General features: G+C 65.4%; 13 protein-coding genes. 10 read left to right on the forward strand and 3 right to left on the reverse strand.

Annotation, left to right across the window (positions count from 1 at the left end; all coding sequences use genetic code 11):
* Positions 1 to 142: 142 nt before the first annotated feature.
* From ACFJGU_RS07685 to ACFJGU_RS07715, 7 genes are all read left to right on the forward strand, one after another.
* On the forward strand, positions 143 to 6,970 hold the full coding sequence (locus ACFJGU_RS07685; RefSeq protein WP_382309130.1) for a PA14 domain-containing protein: 6,828 nt from the start codon (positions 143 to 145) through the stop codon (positions 6,968 to 6,970).
* 568 nt (positions 6,971 to 7,538) lie between these two features.
* Positions 7,539 to 7,946 (forward strand): hypothetical protein, encoded by a 408-nt coding sequence (locus tag ACFJGU_RS07690; protein WP_382309132.1) that lies wholly within the window; start codon positions 7,539 to 7,541, stop codon positions 7,944 to 7,946.
* 962 nt (positions 7,947 to 8,908) lie between these two features.
* Positions 8,909 to 9,397 carry a hypothetical protein gene (locus ACFJGU_RS07695; protein ID WP_382309134.1) on the forward strand — a complete coding sequence of 163 codons (489 nt, stop codon included), beginning with the start codon at positions 8,909 to 8,911 and terminating at the stop codon, positions 9,395 to 9,397.
* A gap of 63 nt (positions 9,398 to 9,460) precedes the next feature.
* The gene (locus tag ACFJGU_RS07700; RefSeq protein ID WP_382309136.1) at positions 9,461 to 9,685 is read left to right on the forward strand and encodes a hypothetical protein; all 225 of its coding nucleotides are present in this window, start codon (positions 9,461 to 9,463) and stop codon (positions 9,683 to 9,685) included.
* Positions 9,682 to 10,026 carry a hypothetical protein gene (locus tag ACFJGU_RS07705; RefSeq protein ID WP_382309138.1) on the forward strand — a complete coding sequence of 115 codons (345 nt, stop codon included), beginning with the start codon at positions 9,682 to 9,684 and terminating at the stop codon, positions 10,024 to 10,026. Before ACFJGU_RS07700 ends, ACFJGU_RS07705 begins: the two co-directional genes overlap by 4 nt.
* 493 nt (positions 10,027 to 10,519) lie before the next feature.
* A complete protein-coding gene (locus ACFJGU_RS07710) occupies positions 10,520 to 10,990 on the forward strand; it encodes a hypothetical protein (protein ID WP_382309140.1) in 471 nt (156 codons plus the stop codon).
* Positions 10,991 to 11,162: 172 nt separating this feature from the next.
* Positions 11,163 to 11,594: a hypothetical protein gene (locus ACFJGU_RS07715; protein ID WP_382309142.1), complete on the forward strand. Its 432-nt coding sequence runs from the start codon at positions 11,163 to 11,165 to the stop codon at positions 11,592 to 11,594.
* 192 nt (positions 11,595 to 11,786) lie between these two features.
* On the opposite strand, the gene ACFJGU_RS07720 is transcribed toward ACFJGU_RS07715, so the two are convergent.
* Positions 11,787 to 13,403, reverse strand: a complete 1,617-nt coding sequence (locus tag ACFJGU_RS07720) for a phytoene desaturase family protein (protein ID WP_382309144.1) — start codon at positions 13,401 to 13,403, stop codon at positions 11,787 to 11,789.
* A gap of 43 nt (positions 13,404 to 13,446) precedes the next feature.
* Between ACFJGU_RS07720 and ACFJGU_RS07725 the strand changes: the two genes are divergently transcribed.
* Complete coding sequence (locus ACFJGU_RS07725; protein ID WP_382309146.1) at positions 13,447 to 16,959, forward strand: bifunctional proline dehydrogenase/L-glutamate gamma-semialdehyde dehydrogenase; 3,513 nt, start codon at positions 13,447 to 13,449, stop codon at positions 16,957 to 16,959.
* A 38-nt stretch (positions 16,960 to 16,997) separates the two neighbouring features.
* On the opposite strand, the gene ACFJGU_RS07730 is transcribed toward ACFJGU_RS07725, so the two are convergent.
* Positions 16,998 to 17,405 (reverse strand): GntR family transcriptional regulator, encoded by a 408-nt coding sequence (locus ACFJGU_RS07730; RefSeq protein WP_382309148.1) that lies wholly within the window; start codon positions 17,403 to 17,405, stop codon positions 16,998 to 17,000.
* A 4-nt stretch (positions 17,406 to 17,409) separates the two neighbouring features.
* Entirely contained in the window at positions 17,410 to 17,838 is a 429-nt protein-coding gene (locus tag ACFJGU_RS07735) for an Lrp/AsnC family transcriptional regulator (protein WP_092550120.1), read from the reverse strand.
* 201 nt (positions 17,839 to 18,039) lie between these two features.
* Between ACFJGU_RS07735 and ddaH the strand changes: the two genes are divergently transcribed.
* Positions 18,040 to 18,912, forward strand: coding sequence for a dimethylargininase (gene ddaH, locus ACFJGU_RS07740; protein ID WP_382309151.1), 873 nt, complete (start codon positions 18,040 to 18,042; stop codon positions 18,910 to 18,912).
* A gap of 50 nt (positions 18,913 to 18,962) precedes the next feature.
* The gene (gene rocD, locus ACFJGU_RS07745) at positions 18,963 to 20,183 is read left to right on the forward strand and encodes an ornithine--oxo-acid transaminase (RefSeq protein WP_382310310.1); all 1,221 of its coding nucleotides are present in this window, start codon (positions 18,963 to 18,965) and stop codon (positions 20,181 to 20,183) included.
* The last annotated feature ends 2 nt before the right edge of the window (positions 20,184 to 20,185 follow it).

Consider the following 20,185-nt stretch of genomic DNA (forward strand, 5'->3'; position numbering starts at 1 on the left):
CGCAGCCGTTGCGCTCACCGCGGCGCTCGTGGCCGGCGCTTCTGTCTCGGCGCATGCCGAGGTGCCCTCGCCGCCGGAACCTTCCGCGCCGTCATCGGCGGATATCACCGAGGCGCCGGCTCCGGATTTCACGGAAGACCCGGTGGTTCCCGAGACGACCATGCCCGAAGGCGACTTCGACGATCTCGGCGGCGAACCCGTGCCGGCACCGGTTCCTCCGGGCGATATCAGCCCGGAGCTCGACGTGAGCGAGATCACCCCGGATTCGCTCCCGGATTCGGCGATCGTCGAGCGATCGGAGTTCGCGCAAACCTATGCGCTCCCCGACGGTGTGCACTACACGACGACGTCGACCGAGCCGATGAACGTCGTCGACGAAGACGGTGACTGGGTGCCGATCGAGACGGCTGTGGAGACGACGGGCCCGTGGTCGTGGCTGGGCATCGGAGGCGGCGAGGTCGAACTCCACCCGCTCGCGCCGAAGTTCGCCGAGAATGTGACCGCTCCGCACGTCCTGGAGGTCACGAGCGGTGACTTCACCGTCGGCTCGAGCCTCGACGGGGCGCACTCCAGCGGCATCCGGAAAGGTGCGGGCGAGGGTCCGGACGCGCGGAATCACATCGAATACGAGGACGTCTTCGACGACACCGACCTCGTCTACGACGTCACCAGAGGTGGGGTGAAAGAGAACCTGCGCTTGAAGTCGGCTCCCGGCGACGACGGCGCCGTGTCGTGGTCGTGGACCATCGACGCGGAGGGTCTATCGCTGAAGAAGGACGCGATGGGCGCGGTCACCTTCACGAACGCGGCTGGCGAGGCGGTCTTCCTCATGCCGCCGGCGATCGCGTACGACAGCGCGTCCGACGAAGAAACCGGTCGCGGAGACGCCTCCACCGGAGCGCACACCTCGGTTCTGCGTCGGGGCGACCAGTGGATCATCGCCGTCAGCGTCGACCGCTCCTGGCTGAACAGTTCGGCGCGCGTCTACCCGGTGCTCCTCGACCCGACCATGGAGAGTTACCCCGGTAACGACGACGTGCACAGTTACAAGTCGAACGGTCTCACGAACGTCGGCGCGGGCGTGCAGATCGGCAACTCGAACAACGGCGGGTACTGGCGCACGGTACTGCACTACAACTACGAGCAGTTCTTCGGCAAGCAGGTGCTCGGCGCGCAGATCGGAGTAAGCGGTCTCTATGGCGATGGGGACGACGGCACACATCAGGCGGCGATCTACACCGCCACCGCGTTCGGCTACGGCGGGGTCGGATCGCTCCTCGACGTGATGCAGGTGAGTTCCGCTGGTGGCAACACGACCGGCTCAGGCATCGCGGCCAAGGTCGGCGAATGGGTGCGCGGTAGTTCCGCCGGCAACTACTTCCTCATTGCCGGAGAAGAAGACCCGGGCGTCTTCAGCTACCAGCACATCGAGACCGTCATGGGGGTCGCATGGAAGGACTTCCCGGGCGCGGGTACCTCGTCGTCACCCCCGAACGACGAGAAGCGAACGAAGCTGAATCCGACGCTGACGATCACGGGCCAGAGCGATCCGGGCGGGGCCGGCCTCTTGTACGCGTTCCATCTCGGCACCAGTCCGAATCCTCTCGCCACGTGGAATTTCGACAGCGGCTGGATCGGGCAGGGACACTTCACCCTGGCGGCGAACGCACTGCAGCCGAATACCCGCTACTACTGGGTCGAGTACGTCAAAGACGGGTACGACGGTGTCAACGGGTTCACGACGAGGCGGAACACGTCGATCCTGAGCTTCGTCACGGATGCCGCGGCGATGCCGTCTCGCAGCACCTGGAGTCCGGCCGACAACGCGATGGTGTCGAGCCTGACACCGACGCTCGCCGTGGGGTCGGTTGTCTCGCAAGTCGGCGCCGCAGTGAAGTACCAGTTCCGCGTAGCGACGGGTACGGACTCGATGACCGGAACCGTCGCGACCAGTGGTTGGATCAGCGGCAATTCCTGGACGCTGCCGGTGGGAACGGTCCAAGACGGCGGATCGTACAAGTGGAGCGTCTCCACCCAGGATGATCGCGGCGACTACGGGCCCGTCTACACCAATGCTTTCAAGGTCGACCTCCGCCTCGGCGCATCCAGCCCGTCGCCCCAGGATGCCGCCGGACCCGTGACGGTGAACCTCGCGAACGGCAATATGGCGCTCGACTTCGCGTCTCCGACCGTCGCAACTGCCGGCGGAGCGATGGGGATGTCCTTCGACTACAACTCGCAGAAGCCTTCGAACACCGGCCTGACCGCGTATTACTACGACGACAGCGTCTTGCAGGACGCCTCGTTCGGTTCGAAGTCGAAGGGCGCCGTGCTTGTGCGCTCCGAAGGTGCGCCCGATGCCGACTGGGGCACGGGCGCGCCGGCGTCTGGAGTGCCTTCGGACAACTTCCTCGTGTCGTGGAAGGGGTTCATCAAGTTCCCGGCCTCGGGTTCCTGGGTGCTCGGTGCGGTGTCGGATGACGGATACCGCCTCCGGGTCGGGGGAGCGGCGACGATGCAATCGGATCGCTGGAGCGATCCGAAGATCGACACGCTCGTCTGGAGCAGCGAGGTCAAAGCGACCAAAGATGTGCCCTACGAGTTCGTCCTCGACTACCGAGACAAGACCAGCACGGCGCACATCACCTTCTATGCCAAGCAGAAGGGTGCGTCAGACGACACGAGGGTCATCATTCCCAGTAGCTGGTTCATCCGCACGCCGGAGACCCTGCCGACGGGCTGGTCCGCGTCCACTGCGATCGCGGGTGCGGCGGCCGCCTATTCGCACGCGGAGATCACCTCCGCGGCGGTCATCCTCACCGACTCGACTGGCAAAGTCCACACGTATGCCAAACAGGGCACCGACAGCTACACGCCTCCGAAGGGTGAATATGGAGCCGTCAGCGTCTATCTCGACAGCTCGGTCGATCCAGCGGTCAAACGAGTCACCTTCACCGATGACTCAGGCACGACCTTCCGGTTCAATGCCGCCGGGGCGGTGGAGTCTACGAGCAGCGCGATCGACGTCAGGAAGCCGGTGGCGCCGGTCGTGCGATATCGAGGCGGAACAGGCGAGTATCGGGTCGGAGTCGGACAGATCGACCGGATCTCCGACGTGTTGTCGGCCACCACGGCGACCCCTCCGACGTACGCTCGCGAGGTGCGGTTCGTCTACGGCGCCGACAAGCCCGCAGACGTCGGTCTGGCCGCGACTGACGCGGATCCGACGACCGGTAACGCGTGCAGAACGCCCGGCGGCTCGGGCTACGCCCCGGCGCCGGCCGACAAGCTGTGCATGATCATCTATCCCGGACATGTCGCCGGCTCAGACGACACCACGCAGATCGCCTACAACGCGGCGGGCCTCATCGCGATGATCAGGGATCCGGGCGGAGCGACGAGCACCTTCGGCTATGACGGCTCGGGGCGCATGACGCTCATTCGCGACCACGTGGCGAACGACTGGGAATACAACGTCCACATTCCCACGGGAGGCGCCGTCACGGATGCCTCGGCCACCACGATCACGTACGAAGAGGCTGGTCTGGCCATGTACGGAGCCGACGACCGGGTGAAATCCGTCACCCTCCCCGCCCCCGGAGGCGTCGACATGGCCACGCGTCCCAGTCACACCTACACCTATGACGTGGTCAATCGGGCCTCGTACGTCGCGGTTGCCGGGGTCGATGCATCGCTGTCGACGGTCACGAGCGGCAAGGCCCGCAAAGTCTCTTACGACGCGTCCCTCCGGATGATCAGCGACACCACGGCGACCGACAACCCGACTCTGGGGCGCACCGTGAGCAAGGAATGGGATCCCGAGAAGGATCTGGTGCTGGCGGCGACGGACGTCGCCGGCAAGAAGACTACGAGCGTCTACAACGCCGTCGACCGAGTCACCGACGTCTACGGTCCGGCCGACCCGTCGTGTTTCGACCCAGCCACTCGGCTTCCTCTGACGTGCAGCATCCCGGTCGGCCACAGCACGACCAGCTACGACGATGGGCTTGTCGGTCTCGCCGCGACCTACTACAACACAGAAGGCCTGGCCGGTGCTCCCGTCGCCTACGGCCTGGGTGTCGGTAGCAGTGACCCGGGCGCCGTCGACAGAGACTGGGGATCGGCGGCCCCCGCTGCGGGAGTGAACGCCGATCATTGGAGCGTGCGCCTCACGGGCACGATCACGTTCCCCGCCGCCGGCGACTACACATTCCAGGGAACTGTCGACGACGGCATGAAACTGACCATCGACCGCCGACTGCTGATCGAGAACTTCGTCATCGGAGCCGTGCACTCCACCAACAAGGGCACGATCCACGTCGACTCGGCACGCCGGACGATGCCCATCACCGTCGAGTATCTCGACAGCACCTCGACCGCCACCCTGCGGTTGAACTGGGTTGCGGGGAACGGATCGAGCGGAACGTTCGCACCCGTCCCGGGCTCCTGGCTCCACCCCGACTACGGACTGACGACTGGCAGCACGACCGTCGACAGCGCTCCCGCAGTCAGCGGGGTGAGCAGTGGTCAAGTGCCGTCGATGACGAATTCCACGAGTTATGGGAGCAGTCCTTGGCTGGGACTAGCCGCCAAGACGATCGCGGACCCCGGTGGACTGAGCCTCGAATCCCGAGTCGTCTACGACAGCACGAACCGGCCTGTGTCCACCTACTCGCCGGCCGCGGTGAAGGCGGGCGCGACCGCCACCACGACCGGCAACACCTACTACGCGCCCGGGGAGACGCTCGCGACGACCGGGATCGGTCTGTGCGGGGTGCCCGGAACTATGGCGCAGTACGGCGCGCTGAAATCTCATCGGGCGAGCAACCTCGACGCCTCCGTAGGAGTTTCGGCCGACATCACCACGACCTATGGCTACGACCTGTTCGGGCGGATCGTCGCCGACAAGACGGCCGGGGACGGCGGAACGTCGTGTACCACGTACGACTCCCGCGGCCGGGTGATCAGCAGGTACGACACGTACACAAGCGGATACGTCGACCACACCACCACGTATCGATACGCGACGGACCAGACCATCGGAGGGGTGGCGGTTAGGAACACTCTTGTGTCGTCGGTGACGGATGAGACGGGGACCATCACCACGACCAAGGACCTCCTCGGACGGGTGGTCTCCGCTGTGGACGTTTGGGGGACCACGACGACCTCGGCGTTCAACCTCGCCGGGCAGCTCATCACGACGACCACGGAGCCCGCGACAGGGTCGGGGTACTCGTTGGCCTACAGCTACTTCTTGAGCGGCCAGGTGAAGTCCATCACTGATACCTCCCGTGGCGGCAGCACCGTTCTCGCACAGCCCGTCTATGACTCGGCTGGGCGACTGGCCTCTGTCACTTACTCCAATGGAACCAGCCTGACCTCGGTCGGATACGACGCGTCCGGGCGCACCACCGGATTCCGATGGCAATTCATTGGCGCGATCGGCACGGTCGGCGACGCGTCGATCCTGTCGCAATCCGGGCGCATCCTCCAGACGGCGATCACGAATGCGTCGAGCAGCTACGCGTACACCTACAACTACGACACAGTGGGCCGCTTGAGATCCGCCTCCATCCCGGGTCACAGCCTGACCTACGGGTTCGCTCCGACGAGCAGCTGCGGCACCGGTCTCACCACGTCGGCGAACGGGAACCGCACGACCGTGACCGACGTCCCCGTCGGTGGAAGCGGCCTGCAGTACTCGACCCAGTACTGTTACGACGCCGACGACCGACTCACCGAAAGCACGGAAACCGTGACCGGAGCGTCCGCTGCTCCGGCGGAGATGGTGCGACCAGCGGTCAGCCTCGCCGCCGGCACCGTGACGTATGACTCACACGGCAACGTCACGCGGCTGGGCGACCAGACGTTTACCTATGACGCAAGCGACCGCCATGTCGGCACCACCACCGGAACGGGAGCGACGAAGGTCACCATCACGTATGTGCGCGACGCGACCGGTACGATCGTCCAGCGAACCGAGATGCTCGGAACCGCCGTGGTCAACGCCGTCCGGTACTCGGGAGCGCTTGTCCTCGAGTCGGCGAGTGGCGACCCTTATGCCGTGACCCACGTCACCCTCTCACTACCCGGTGGGGTGACCGTGGCGCGAGACGCTGCCTTGGCTGTCGGCATCTGGAGCTATCCGAACCTCCACGGCGACGTCACGTATACCGCCGACGCGTCGGGTGCCCAAACCGGGTTCTCACTCTTCGACCCTTTCGGCCAGCCCATGGATGTCGCCACGAAGGTCATCGGCTCGCCCACCGCGAACCAGTCGGTGCCAGACACTCAGCCCGGCAACTTCGACCCAGGTTGGGTGGGTTCCAAGGGCAAGTTCTACGAACACGCCTCCACGATCGCGACGATCGAGATGGGCGCCCGAATGTACTCAGCAAGCCTCGGCCGTTTCCTGGCTCTCGACCCGGTCGAGGGCGGCAACACCAGCGCCTACAACTACCCCAACGACCCCATCAACGCCTTCGACCTCTCCGGCCAAAGGCAAGACTGTGGCACCTGCAACCACGGGAACTATCTTGGAAGGGCGGCCACCGTCTCGCCAGGGGCAGTAGGTGGTAAACAGGCTGTTCTCAATTCTCAGCCGGCGGCGATGAATAGGCCCAAATCCACGCCTGAACAAAGAAGCCTCACATATGGAACGATCAGTGTCACTCTCTACGCGCTCTCGCTGGCTCCGACGCCCGCATCTCCAGTCTTCGCGGGCGTTGGGGTTATGGTCGGCGTAGCGGGAGCTTATGAGGACTGCAGCCGTGGGGAGACCGTTTCTTGCACCTTCGGCGTGATCAGTGTTGCGACGTTAGGCGTCGGCAAAGGCGTCGTGCTTGCTGCCGGGCATGGTGCTCCGTGGGCGATTGAAGCACTAGCTAGAGCGTTGGACTCACTTTCCACCAGCGCGGACTTTGCGGGATATTCAATCAGTGTCGGCTCTTACATCCGGGACCAACAATGAAGCCCCTTTCCGGAATCAGTGCTCGTGTTTACATGTCGATACTGCTCTGGTCTTGCGCTGCGATCGTTTGTCTATTGGCTGTCTTCTTGGTGCTTTACCTCTTGCTGGATTGTCCGTGGGGTTCGGCGTCCGTCAACCTAGTTCTCGCTACAACGGTCTTCAGCTTCTTGGTGATGGCCGCAAGCGGGGGCTTGCTGAGGCAGCGAAGCGGCGAGGAATGGTCGGCAGGTTATACGACGACGACTGGAATGACGATTCCCTATCCGATAGTTGATCAGAAGTCAGGTGCCGTGCTCTGGGACCCGTCAGAAGGGCGTATATCCGGTCGTGAACTTCGTGAGCGTCGTCGTCTCAGGCGCGGCCTTCCGAAATGAAAAAGTTAACGCCCAGTATCGCAGTCCTCATCCCGACAGGAGCCGTGGCGATTGTCCTGGCTGGTCTCTTGGGGAGCCGTGCCTTCTTGGTCGGACCTTCAGCGGAAGGTCTCGTGTTGGCTGCCGTGCCATGCGTCGTCCTCATATGCGTTCTTGTGCTCAGCGCCCGCTCGGATGCTCGGGCCGCAAGGCGTATGAACACCAACCTGTCGACGACTACCGCGCAATTTGCTGGTGTCATTCGAAAGTCTCAAAGTCTCGTGAATGACTTGAGGCGCTTGTCCATGGAGCAGCCCGGGGCCAGATTCGATTGGACCAGCGGGGTGTTAGGCATCTCGCTTGAGGGCCAGAGGATCGTGCTCTGGGACGACCCAGTTCATCCGCGGCCTGTCGCAAGCTTCAGCGTGGACAAGGGCGGGACGGTGGCGTCTTCGACGGTCTCGATTCGGGCATTCATCTATCCGTCAGTAGCAGTGCCTATCGGTGTTTCTGCTTTACAGCTGGCATTCGTGCGCGAAAGATCCAACCGCCTCTACTCGGATGACGAGGCCGCTAAACGGTTCATCGAGTTGCTAGGCGGTTCTACAACAGAAACAACTTGATCAAGTCGCACGGCGCGTTCTTGAGGTGCGCTCGCAAACGGGTGAAAGGCTCGAGATCGGCCTCAGGGGAGTCTATTTAGTCCGGTGTTCCCGCGTTTGCGGGAGTCGCCACTCGCGCCGTCGATGATCATTGGCCAAGAGCGGAGGTCATACTTGCCTAGCGGGCACCAGGATTGATAGCGCCAGTTAAATCGAACGGATAGTCGCGGTAGAGGGGCGCTATTGGGTCTGCGCGGTGGGCCCTGCGCTCCGGCCGCCGTCGTCAGTCAGATCGATGGAGGGTAATTCAGGCTACGACCTATTTCCAGTCAAGCCCGCCCATCTTTGCGCAGGATAACCTTGCCTTCAGGAGGGACTTCCAAACGAATCGGTGCATCAGAACTCCGATCGCCGCCCCGACGATTATTGCCGCGATGATCGCCAACACGGACCAACTGGACATTCGAGCCCTCCTTCAACAGATGAATGCTCACCACCGGCGTAAGGGCTAATTCAATCCGTGGTTGGGGTCGGGTTCGACATCGACGATACATGATTTATAGTCATGTTCCATGAAGCGTATCGCGGGTTTCAACAGTCCAGATGGGGCCGTGCTGGCGGCGCTGGTAGCACTTACATGGCAGCGAGTTCGGACGCTGCGATCATCGATTCCACGGCCCACCTCGGCTTGAGCCCTACCTGCGATGCCGATCTCATCGCTTTCGCAATTGGGTCATTCGGAGGGCCATTCCGCGCGGGAGCTCACGTCGATCGGATAGCGGCATGGACTGGGGCCAGCATCAGCGGATTCGGACATGCGATGGACGGGATCGGTCTCTTCCAGTGAGAAATGGTAGCCAAGTATGAGCCTTAAGAGCCCTTGGAGCGCGAGGATAAGTCTGCTCGTAGTAGTCGGTGCGTGGTTGATCGTTGGCATCGGCAAACTCAGTCGGTTTGGCGGGGATGCGGACAGGATACTGACAGTGGGCGTCGGAGTCCTCGCAATCATCACTCTCTTCGCGCTGTCACTTTTCGCGATGATCTGGTTGTTGAAGCGCCGCCTTCGTGCCCTCTCGTTCCGCCTAAATCGGCCAATCTTTCTGGCGATGCACGATTCGAGTAGTGGCCTCGATCAGTTGCTGCACCCGCACGGACCACGCAGAGTGCCCGCATTTCCTGGAATCGCATGGACGGATACCGCGTTAGAGCTCTGGGCTACTTCTGGCGACACGCAACCAATTGCGACCATTCCCACGTCGACAATCCTGGTCACGAGCATCAGCAGAATGCCGGCGCTGATTCCCCGCCCAGCGATCAAGTTGCAGATAAATGGGCTGACCCGACCAGTATTTCTTGTTCTGTATGGGCCGTCGTTGTTGGATCTGCTGCCGATGGGCAAGGCGAGGTTACGAGCGACCGCCCGCCAGCCCGGCCTCTCGCATGACGTCGAGGCTGATAAGAGCAGCAATTGAGTAACTCATGTTCCGTGGCGGCGTGGACGTCGGCGTTTTCGGTTGGGTGGGAGCACCGGAACAGTGACGATCGTCGGCATCGAGTTCGGCGCTCCTATTGTGGCACTCTACGGCGGGTACAAAGTTGCCTCCGGCGCGGGTAGGTTCGTGCGCGGCATGGATCAGTACATGCAAGGAATGGCGGAACCGATCGTCACGAAATCGAACCTCCAGTGGGACATCGATGTTGCAGCCGGGCTGCTCCCTGACTTCACAACACCCTTGGGAATAGTCGGAGGGTTCTTTTGAACGAGCGAATTGACCTTAACCCAGTCGCTTTCGTTATCGGGATCGTCGCTCGCGGCCTGTATCTCTGGCTGCTCGTCCCCCTCGGGGCTTTGGCTGGCACTATTGCATATCCGCTGCTCAGGAAGCGCGACGCGAGTATCGGGCAGCTCATCGGCTGGCTCGACTTGAACGCGTTCGCGGCCGTGTTTCATTCGGTGCTTCGGCCGTTTAGGAACTCGACTCAAGTGCCGTGGGTGCCGCTGAAGGACCTCTCGACCGTTAAACACAGAGTCAGAATCTTCGACGATCCTGAACGACCCAAAGGTGATCCAGACCTCCGCAACGATTTCGGCATGAAGTAATGCGTCCTTGGTTGCTGCCCTAAAAGCAAGGGAGACGGGAGTCGCGCCGCGTCACCGTGCAACGGGCCACTGTTTCAGGTGGAGTGAGTTATGTCCGATCCTGAGGCGAAGTGATGAGGACCATGTTTGGCGCGCGATTCGGGCGATGGCTGCTGGGCGCCGGCCTCGCGATCGCCATCCTGCTGCGGGTGGTGCCCAACCTCGTCCGCCAAGGAACTCTCCTTGAAATTTCTCCTTCGGGCTGGAGCGCGCGCGGAACGTATTTCGGCTTGGACTTGAGCTGCAATCACGGGCTTTGGACACATCATGGATGGGATAGGGCTGCTCCAGTGACGAAAGACGTGAGCGGTACAAAGCTGAGAGCACCTATAGCCGCAGAATCGGGCTTCTCGGGTTGGTCTTCTCGTGGGCGATGATCGCGCTCGGAAAACTCTGTCGACTGAGGGGTTCCGAAGAAAGCTACCTGACTGTCGCACTGGGCACTCTCGCGGCTATGACGGTTCTAGTCCTGACGCTAGGAGTGGCGATCTGGCTGCTCAAGCGCCGTTTCCGCAGAATCTCAGCTCGCATCGGCCGACCGATCATGCTGGCTATGCAGGACTCGGAAAGCGGACTTGATCAACTACTGAGTCAGGGTTCGCCGTACAAGATTCCGCCGTTCCCCGGTATTTCCTGGGCCGATGATGCGTTGATGATCTGGGGTACGGCGGTGGACACGCGACCCTTTGCGACCATCCCGCGAACGACCATTTTGTCCGCGCAAATAGGCACGATGCGGGCTGTCCTTCCTCGCCCGGCTATCCAGCTGCGAGTCAATGGGCTGGCTCGTCCGCTCTGTCTCGTGTTGTATGGTCCTTCCCCCCTTGATGTGCTGCCAATGGGTAAGGCAAGGCTCAGAAAGACGATGAAACAGATGGGCCTCCAAAATCCGAGCCTCGATGCGCCGCCGACGCAGGGTGCATGACGCTGTGGGCGGATATCGTCCCAACTGACTCGGCTGGGTAATTGTCCGGAGAGGCGTCGGTGAACTTTCGAGATAAACTCGGTTTATGGATACCTCCGAGCCCATGGTGATGGGGAGTCCCTGGAACTTCGGAGATCTTCCTTCGCGGGGTCGGCGACGGTTGTGGATACGGATGGCGGTATTCTTGTCGGTCCTGATCTGTGCCGGATCGTGCCTCGCTGGGTGTGTGGGGGCCGAGCGGAGGCTCCCAGACAAGATCATCGACCGGATCCTGAGCGGCTACCTGGACGAGGAGGCAACAGCACAGTGCGCACAATTTGTGCCAGATTCGCCAACCTCTCACCTCGACGCCTCATGGTTCGGGACGCTCTCGCAGGCGGTTGAATTGGCCGAAGGTTTCGACAGTCGGAACACTCAACCCCGCGTAGCACTGTCGAACGTCGACGGCGACTCACAGGTTGCCTTCTGCGCGTTTTCCGGCTCGCAATGGAATCGCATGACCCCGAATCAGGCCCAGGTACTGGGATTTTACGCAGCGAACGTGCCGCTGACGCAGGACCCGACGCTACCCACAACCGTCGACGGAATCATTGGCTATGTCTGACACTCGTATGCGAACGAGGTTGAAGAGCAGACAGATGCGCAGAAACGGCTGCTTAGTCTCATCTTTGCCTTGTAGACGCATGAGATCGGAAAGGGTCGCCTCCTTGGATGTGCACCGACCAGAAAGCGGGATGCTTTTGGGCGTGTCGGCGCGGCAGGCGGGTCAGCGACATCCGTGCTGCGCGGCTACCGGCTAGCGGTCGAGGTCGTCTGCGAGCACGGCCATCGCGGCGCTGTGGCCACCGAGGCCGGAGACGGCGCCACCCCGGCGCGAACCCGATCCGCAGAGGAGGATGCGCGGATGCCGCGTGGCGACGCCCCACCGCTCGGCGGCCGTCTTCAGAGGCGCGTCGTCGTCGACGAAGGGCCAGCTGAGCGGCCCGTGGAAGATGTTGCCGCCCGGGAGCCCCAGGGTGCGCTCGAGGTCGGCCGTCGTCTTCGTCTCGATGCACGGACGGCCGTGCGCATCCGTCAGCAGCAGTGGCTCGATCGGCTCGGCCAGCACGCTGTTCAGCGAGTCGAGCACCGCGCGCTGAAGGGTCTCGGCGTCGGCGCCGAGACGGTGCGGGGTGTGCAGGCCGAAGACCGTGAGGGTCTGCGCGCCCTGCTCCTGAAGCTCGGGCGACAGGATGCTCGGATCGGTCAGGGAATGGCAGTAGATCTCCGCCGGCAGCGGGTTCGGGAGCTCGCCGCTTTCGGCGGATCGCACGCCCTGCTCGAGCTGGCTGAGCAGTTCGTTGATGTGGAAGGTGCCGCCGAAGGCGGCCTCGGGGGCGACATCCGGATCGCGCAGACGGGGGAGGCGCGAGAGCAGGAGGTTGACTTTGACCTGGGCGCCCTCGGGGGTGGTCGCTGCCATCGGACTCGGACTCGGACCCGGCTCCCGATCGATGGGGCTGCCGCCGGCTGCGAGCAGCCGCTCCAGCACCACCGGCGCCACGTTCGCCAGCAGCCGACCGCCCTTCACTCTCCGCGTCTCGTCGCCGTGGCCCTCGCGCGCGCCTCGCGTCCGGTACTCCACCGATCCTTCTGGGGTCAGCGACACGACCTCAGCGCCGGTGCGGAACTCGACGCCGGCCTCCCGCGCGGCGCGCACGAGCTCGCCGGTGACGGCGCCCATGCCGCCCACCGGCACGTCCCAGTCGCCGGTGCCGCCGCCGATGACGTGATAGAGGAAGCAGATGTTCTGCGCGAGTCCGGGGTCGTGGACGGATGCGAAGGTGCCGATGAGCGCATCCGTCGCCACGATTCCGCGCGCGACGTCGCTCTCGAAACGCTGCTCGATCAACTCCCCGATGGGTCGCTCGAACAGGGATGCCCAGAGGTCGTCGTCGCCGAGCAGGCGCCGAGCCTCGGTGCGGGAGGGGAGCGGTTCGGTCATCGTGGGCCACAGCGCTGTGGCGACGCGGCCGAGGTCGGAGGCGAGCCGGGCGTAGGCGTCGGCATCGGTGTCCGCGCCGACGGCGGCGAACGATGCTCGAGTCGCCTCCTGGTCCTCGGTGTCGACGAGCAGCCCACGATCGGCGTCCGGGAGGGGGGTGTACGAGGCGTAGCGCCGACGGCGGAGTCGGATGTCGAGGCCCAGTTGGTCGATCACCGCGCGCGGGAACAGGCTCACCAGGTAGGAGTATCGCGAGAGCTTCGCATCCATGCCGTCGAAGGCATATGAGGAGACGGCTGCACCGCCGAGCTCATCGAGGCGCTCCAGCACGCAGACCCTCCGGCCCGCAAGGGCGAGGTAGCACGCGGCTACAAGGCCGTTGTGTCCTCCACCGATGACCACGACGTCGAACTCATCCACAGTCTGCACGCCTTGAGCGTAACCGGGAGGTCGACGACCTATCCTCTAAGACATGGCTGAGCAGAACGACACCGAGCCCAAGCCCGCATCTCTCGACCTGGCCCACGAGGCCGTCGAGCTGGCGCGGCGCTGGCTTGACGAGAGCAAGAATTCGCCGGTCGACCCCTCGGCCGCGCGTCTGGCGGGGGTGCTGAAAGACCCGAACGGGCTGGCGTTCACCGTCGGCTTCGTCGACGGGGTGGCCCGGCCGGAAGACCTGTTCGTGGCCGGCAAGAACCTGCAGAAGCTCGCCAAGCGCGTGCCGCAGTTCCTTCCGTCGTACCTGCGGGCGGCCATCGCCGCCGGGGGCGTTCTCGGCGAGGTCCTTCCGGGCGTAGTGGTGCCGATCGCCCGCCGCGTGCTGCGCCGTATGGTGGGGCACCTCATCGTCGACGCCCGGCCGGCGAAGTTCGGGCCGGCGGTGCAGGAGCTGCGCTCCGACACCGTGCGACTGAACGTCAACCTCCTCGGCGAGGCGGTGCTCGGAGATCGCGAGGCCGCGAATCGCCTCGAGGGCACGAAAGCCCTGCTGGAGAGGCCCGACGTCGACTACGTGTCGGTGAAGGTCTCCTCCGTGGCGAGCGAGCTCTCCATGTGGGCCTTCGACCAGACGGTCGAGCGCGTCGCCGAGAGCCTCATCCCGCTCTACCGCATCGCCGCGCGCAAAGGACTGCTCGGCCCCGAGACCGTGGCGTCGAGCGTGGGCGTCGTCGCCCCCCGGCGCAAGTTCGTGAACCTCGACATGGAGGAGTACCGCGATCTCGATCTCACGATCGCGGTGTTCCAGCGTGTGCTCGACGAGCCGGAGTTCCTCGACTTCGAGGCCGGTATCGTGCTTCAGGCCTATCTGCCCGATGCTCTCTCCGCCCTTCAGCGCCTGCACGCCTGGGCGGCCGAACGCCGCGCGCGCGGCGGCGCCCCGATCAAGGTGCGCGTGGTCAAGGGTGCCAACCTCGCCATGGAGCACGTCGATGCGGCGCTGCACGGCTGGCCGCTCGCCACGTACGACACGAAGCAGGACACCGACACCAACTACAAGCGGGTGCTCGATTGGGCACTGCGTCCCGAGCACGTGGATGCTGTGCGGATCGGCGTCGCGGGCCACAACCTGTTCGACGTCGCGTGGGCCTGGCTCCTGGCGAATCAGCGAGGCGTCGCCGAGGCGGTCGACGTCGAGATGCTGCTCGGCATGGCCACCGCGCAGGCGGACGCGGTGCGCAAGACCGTGGGTCACCTGCTGCTCTACACACCCGTGGTCGCACCCGCGGAGTTCGATGTGGCGATCGGCTACCTCGTGCGCCGACTCGAGGAGAACTCCAGCGACGCCAACTTCATGTCGTCGGTGTTCGACCTGGCCGCCGATCCCGCGGCGTTCGCGAAGGAGCGCGACCGCTTCCTCGCCTCCCTCGCCGCGCTCGACGCCGCGCCGAACGAGGTGCCGGTGCCGAACCGCACGCAAGACCGCCTCCACGGCGAGCTCGAACCCGCCGGCGGCGAGTTCCGCAATGCACCGGACACCGATCCGTCGCTCCTCGCGAACAGGGTGTGGGGCACACGCATCCTTGCCCGAGTCGAGAGCTCGACCCTGGGTGTCGACACGATCGCGGCCGCGCAGGTGACGGATGCGATGGGTCTCGAGACGCTGATCTCCGAGACGGCTGCGGCCGGTGCCGCTTGGGGTCCTCGGAGCGCGGCCGAGCGTGCCGGCTCCATCCGGCGAGCGGGATACGCACTCGAGGGCAACCGCGACCGACTCATCGAGGTGATGGCGTCGGAGACCGGCAAGACCATCGACCAGGCCGATCCGGAGGTCAGTGAGGCGGTCGACTTCGCCCACTACTACGCCACCACGGCCGTCGAGCTCGACTCGGTCGACGGTGCGGTCTTCGTGCCGTCGGCGCTCACCGTCGTGGCGCCGCCCTGGAACTTCCCGGTCGCCATCCCGGCCGGCTCCGTGCTCGCGGCGCTCGCCGCCGGCAGCGCGGTCATCATCAAACCCGCGCCGCAGGCCAAGCGCTCGGCCGCCGTCATGGTGGAGGCACTCTGGGAGGCGGGCATCCCGCGCGAGGTGCTGCGACTCGCCGATGTCGACGAGGGCGAACTGGGTCGACGGCTGATGTCGGATACCCGGGTCGACCGGCTCATCCTCACCGGCGCCTACGACACGGCGTCCCTCTTCCGGTCGTGGCGGCCCGACCTCCCCCTGCTGGCGGAGACGAGCGGCAAGAACGCGATCGTCGTCACGCCCAGCGCCGATCTCGACCTCGCGGTGGCCGACATCGTCAAGAGCGCGTTCGGGCACGCCGGGCAGAAGTGCTCTGCCGCGAGCCTCGTGATCCTGGTGGGGTCGGTCGCCCAGTCGAAACGGTTCTCCCGACAGTTGGTCGACGCCGTGCGCTCCCTGCGCGTGGGCTACCCGAGCGATCCCACCGTGCAGATGGGGCCGCTCATCGAACCGGCGTCGGGCAAGCTCGCCGAGGCCCTCACGACGCTGGGTGTCGGCGAACGGTGGCTCATCGAGCCGCGGCAGCTGGACGAGACCGGCCGTCTCTGGTCGCCCGGGGTGCGCGAGGGAGTGCTGCCCGGCACCCCGTTCCACCTCACCGAGTACTTCGGCCCGGTGCTCGGCATCATGAACGCGCCGAGTCTCGAGAAGGCGATCGAGCTGCAGAACGCGGTGCCGTACGGGCTCACCGCGGGCATCCACTCCCTCGACGCGGCCGAGATCCAGCACTGGCTCGCCGACGTCGAGGCGGGCAACGTCTACATCAACCGCGGGATCACCGGAGCGATCGTTCGACGTCAGCCCTTCGGCGGCTGGAAGAAGTCGTCCGTGGGCGCAGGCGCCAAGGCGGGGGGCCCCAACTACCTGGTGCACCTCGGCAGCTGGCGCAATGAGCCAGGAGCGCCGAGCGAGGGGCTGAGCCTGGCCGGACTCGACGACCGGGTGGCGCAACTGCTCGACACCGCCACCGCGGGTCTCGAGTGGGGCGACTTCGACATCGCGCGCCGCGGAGCGAAGAGCGACCAGGTGGCCTGGGAGACGATCTTCGCGCCCAGCGACGTCTCCGCCCTCGGGGTCGAGCGCAATGTGCTGCGGTACCTGCCGGTGCCGGTGGTCGTACGGCTCTCGGAGGGGGAGGCGCTCCACCAACTGGTGCGCATCCTCGCGGCGTCGACGCTGGCGCGGTCGAAGGTCATCGTGAGCTCGGCGGCCAAGCTGCCCCGACCGCTCCGCGCGCTGCTCAAGGAGCGCGGGGTGCGCGTGGTCATCGAGAACGACGCGGCTTGGCTCGCCCGGGCGCCGGAGTACATCGGGGTGGTGCCGCGCATCCGCCTGATCGGCGGCGACGCACGAGCGCTCGCCCACGCGCTCGGCGGCAGCCCCGACATCGCGGTCTACGCCGACGAGGTGACGCGCGCGGGCCGGGTCGAGTTGCTGCCGTTCCTCAAGGAGCAGGCGATCAGCGTCACGAACCACCGCTTCGGCAACCCCAGCGTGCTCACCGACGACCTCTTCGAGTAGGAGTTTCCCGTCCTGTCCGGCCCTTCCGGCAGGGCGGGCTACTCCGGTGCCCGCGCTGGCGTGGAGGCGGAGCCGAGCCCGAGGGCCGCGCGGGCGAGGTCGAGTGCCTCGGCCGGGTCGACGCCGAGGCTCGATGCGCGATCGGCATAGGCGCGCGCGGCCGTCTGCAGTTCGCGATGCGCGGGAGAGCCGGTGGCGGAGACGAAGGAGCCGAGTCGTCCGCGGGTCTCGATGAGGGTATCCGTCTCGAGCTCGCGGTACGAGCGGGCGACGGTGTTGACGGCCAGGCCGAGTTCGGCGGCGAGGGCGCGCACCGTCGGCAGCCGCGCTCCGGCCGCGAGTTCCCCGGAGGCGACGGCATCGCGGATGCGCGTGCGCAGCTGCTCGTACGGCGGCACGCCCGACGCGGGGTCGATCCGCACCTCGATCCCGAGCCCGTCGGCCACGGCATTACCTCCGGATCAGGTTCGAGAGCACGATCGCGCTGCGCGTGTGATCGACGTTCGGGGCGATCCGCACGCGCTCCAACGCATCCTCGAGGCTCGGGATGTCGCGCGACCGGATGTGCACGATCGCATCTGCGCTACCCGTGACTGTGCCGGCATCCACCACTTCCGGAACTCCCGAGAGGATTCGCTTCAACTCGGCCGGTGCCACCGTTCCCCGGCAGAACAGCTCGACGTAGGCCTCGGTCACTGTGCCGTCGAGGGCCGGGTTGAGCTGGATGGTGAATCCCGTGATGATGTCGTCGGCCACGAGCCTGTCGATGCGCCGCTTCACGGCTGAAGCCGACAGGCCGATCACCTGCCCGATGTCCCCGTATCCGCTCCTCGAGTTGATCTTGAGGAGGTCGATGATGCGGTGGTCCAAAGCGTCCATGCCGTGATGCTACGCCAGGAACTTGCGTGAAACCCGAATCTCCGCAATTTTCGCGTGCCCCGCAGCGCGAAACGGCGGAATGCGCGTGCGACACTGAAAGAGGCGTGCCCCGGTCGGGGCCCCAGGACAGCGCGCTGGTCCGCCATCCGTACTTCGAACAGACCGCTCGTCACGAGCCGTTCGCTTGTTCAAGGAGACCGTATGTCGACGCCGACCCTCAATTCCACCACCGCAGAGCACGCCGCGAAGGTGCCCCGCATCGCGACGCCGCGCCGCTACCTGATGTGCCGACCCGAGCACTTCACGGTGGCCTACCGCATCAACCCGTGGATGGATCCGGCGGTGCCCACCGACACCTCGCTCGCTGTTCGCCAGTGGCAGACCCTCTACGACACCTACCGGGAGCTCGGCCACGACGTGCAGCTGATCGAGCAGATCGAGGGCCTGCCCGACATGGTCTACACGGCCAACGGCGGTTTCGTGATCGGCAACGTCGCCTACGGCGCCAATTTCACCCACCCGCAGCGGCAGCCGGAAGGCCCCGCGTTCATGGACTGGTTCCGCGCGAACGGCTACGACGTCGTCGAGCCGCGCAACGTCAACGAGGGCGAGGGCGACTTCCTGCTCGTGGGCTCGCGCATCCTGGCCGGCACCGGGTTCCGGAGCGCCACCGACAGCCACCGCGAGATCGCCGAGCTCTTCGACCGCGAAGTCGTGAGTCTCACCCTCGTGAACCCGAACTTCTACCATCTCGACACCGCGATCTCGGTGCTCGATCCACTCACCGACGACGCCGGCGCGAACATCGCCTACCTGCCGAGCGCGTTCGACGAAGACAGCCGAGCCACGCTGGAGCGCCTCTACCCCGATGCGATCATCGTGAGCGAAGAAGACGGATCCGTCCTCGGCCTCAACTCGATCAGCGACGGCTACAACGTCGTGATCGCCGCCCGCGCGAAGGGCTTCGAGCAGCAACTCCGCGACCGCGGCTACAACCCCATCGGCGTCGACCTCTCCGAACTCCTCCTCGGCGGCGGCGGCGTCAAGTGCTGCACCTTGGAGCTCCGCCGATGAGTTCCCTCAACTCTCTCAACTCGGTCAACTCCACCGCCGCGACCAGCGCGATGACTCAGCAAGACGTCCTCGGCAAGGAAGACGAGCACGCCGCCCACAACTACCACCCGCTCCCCGTCGTCGCCGCCACCGGCGAGGGCGCCTGGATCACCGCCGTCGACGGGCGACGCTATCTCGACTGCCTCGCCGCGTATTCGGCGGTGAACTTCGGACACTCGCATCCGCGACTCGTCGAGGCGGCGAAAGCGCAGCTCGACCGCATCACGCTCACCAGCCGCGCGTTCCACTCCGATCGCCTCGGTCCCTTCGTCGAAGAGCTCGCCGCGCTGGCCGGCAAGGACATGGTGCTGCCGATGAACACGGGAGCGGAGGCCGTCGAGTCGGGCATCAAGCTCGCCCGCGCCTGGGGCTACCGCGTGAAGGGCGTCGAGCATGATCGCGCCACCATCATCGTGGCCGACGGCAACTTCCACGGCCGCACCACCACCATCATCAGCTTCAGCGACGACCCGGTGGCGCGTGACGACTTCGGCCCCTACACGCCCGGGTTCGTTCGCGTTCCCTACGGCGACGCGGATGCTCTGGCCCGCGTCATCGAGGAGAACCCGAACACGGTCGCGGTTCTGCTCGAGCCGATCCAGGGCGAGGCGGGCATCATCGTGCCTCCCGCCGACTACCTGCCGCGGGTGCGTGAGATCTGCACCGCCGAGAACGTGCTCTTCATCGCCGACGAGATCCAGTCGGGGCTGGGGCGCACCGGCGCGACCTTCGCGTGCGATCTGGTGGGTGTGGTTCCGGATGTCTACCTCCTCGGCAAGGCGCTCGGCGGCGGCATCGTGCCGGTGTCGGCGGTCGTCGCGAATCGCGACATCCTCGGTGTGTTCCACCCCGGCGAGCACGGATCGACGTTCGGCGGAAACCCGCTCGCCGCGGCAGTCGGGCTCGAAGTGGTGCGGATGCTCGCGACCGGCGAATTCCAGGAACGCGCGGCCCGCCTCGGTGGCCGGCTGCAGTCGCGCTTGCGCGAACTGATCGGGCACGGCGTCATCACCGTTCGCGGGGCCGGGCTCTGGGCGGGGATCGACGTCGACCCCGATCTCGCCACCGGGCGCGAGGTCTGCGAACTGCTGATGGAGCGGGGTGTGCTAGCGAAGGACACCCACGGGTCGACCATCCGCCTGGCCCCGCCGATCGTGGTGGAAGCCGACGATCTCGACTGGGCTGTCGATCAGCTCGCCGACGTGCTGCGCGAACTCGACGCGGCCCGCTGAGC

Source organism: Herbiconiux sp. UC225_62 (assembly GCF_042694625.1).
Lineage (GTDB): Bacteria > Actinomycetota > Actinomycetes > Actinomycetales > Microbacteriaceae > Herbiconiux.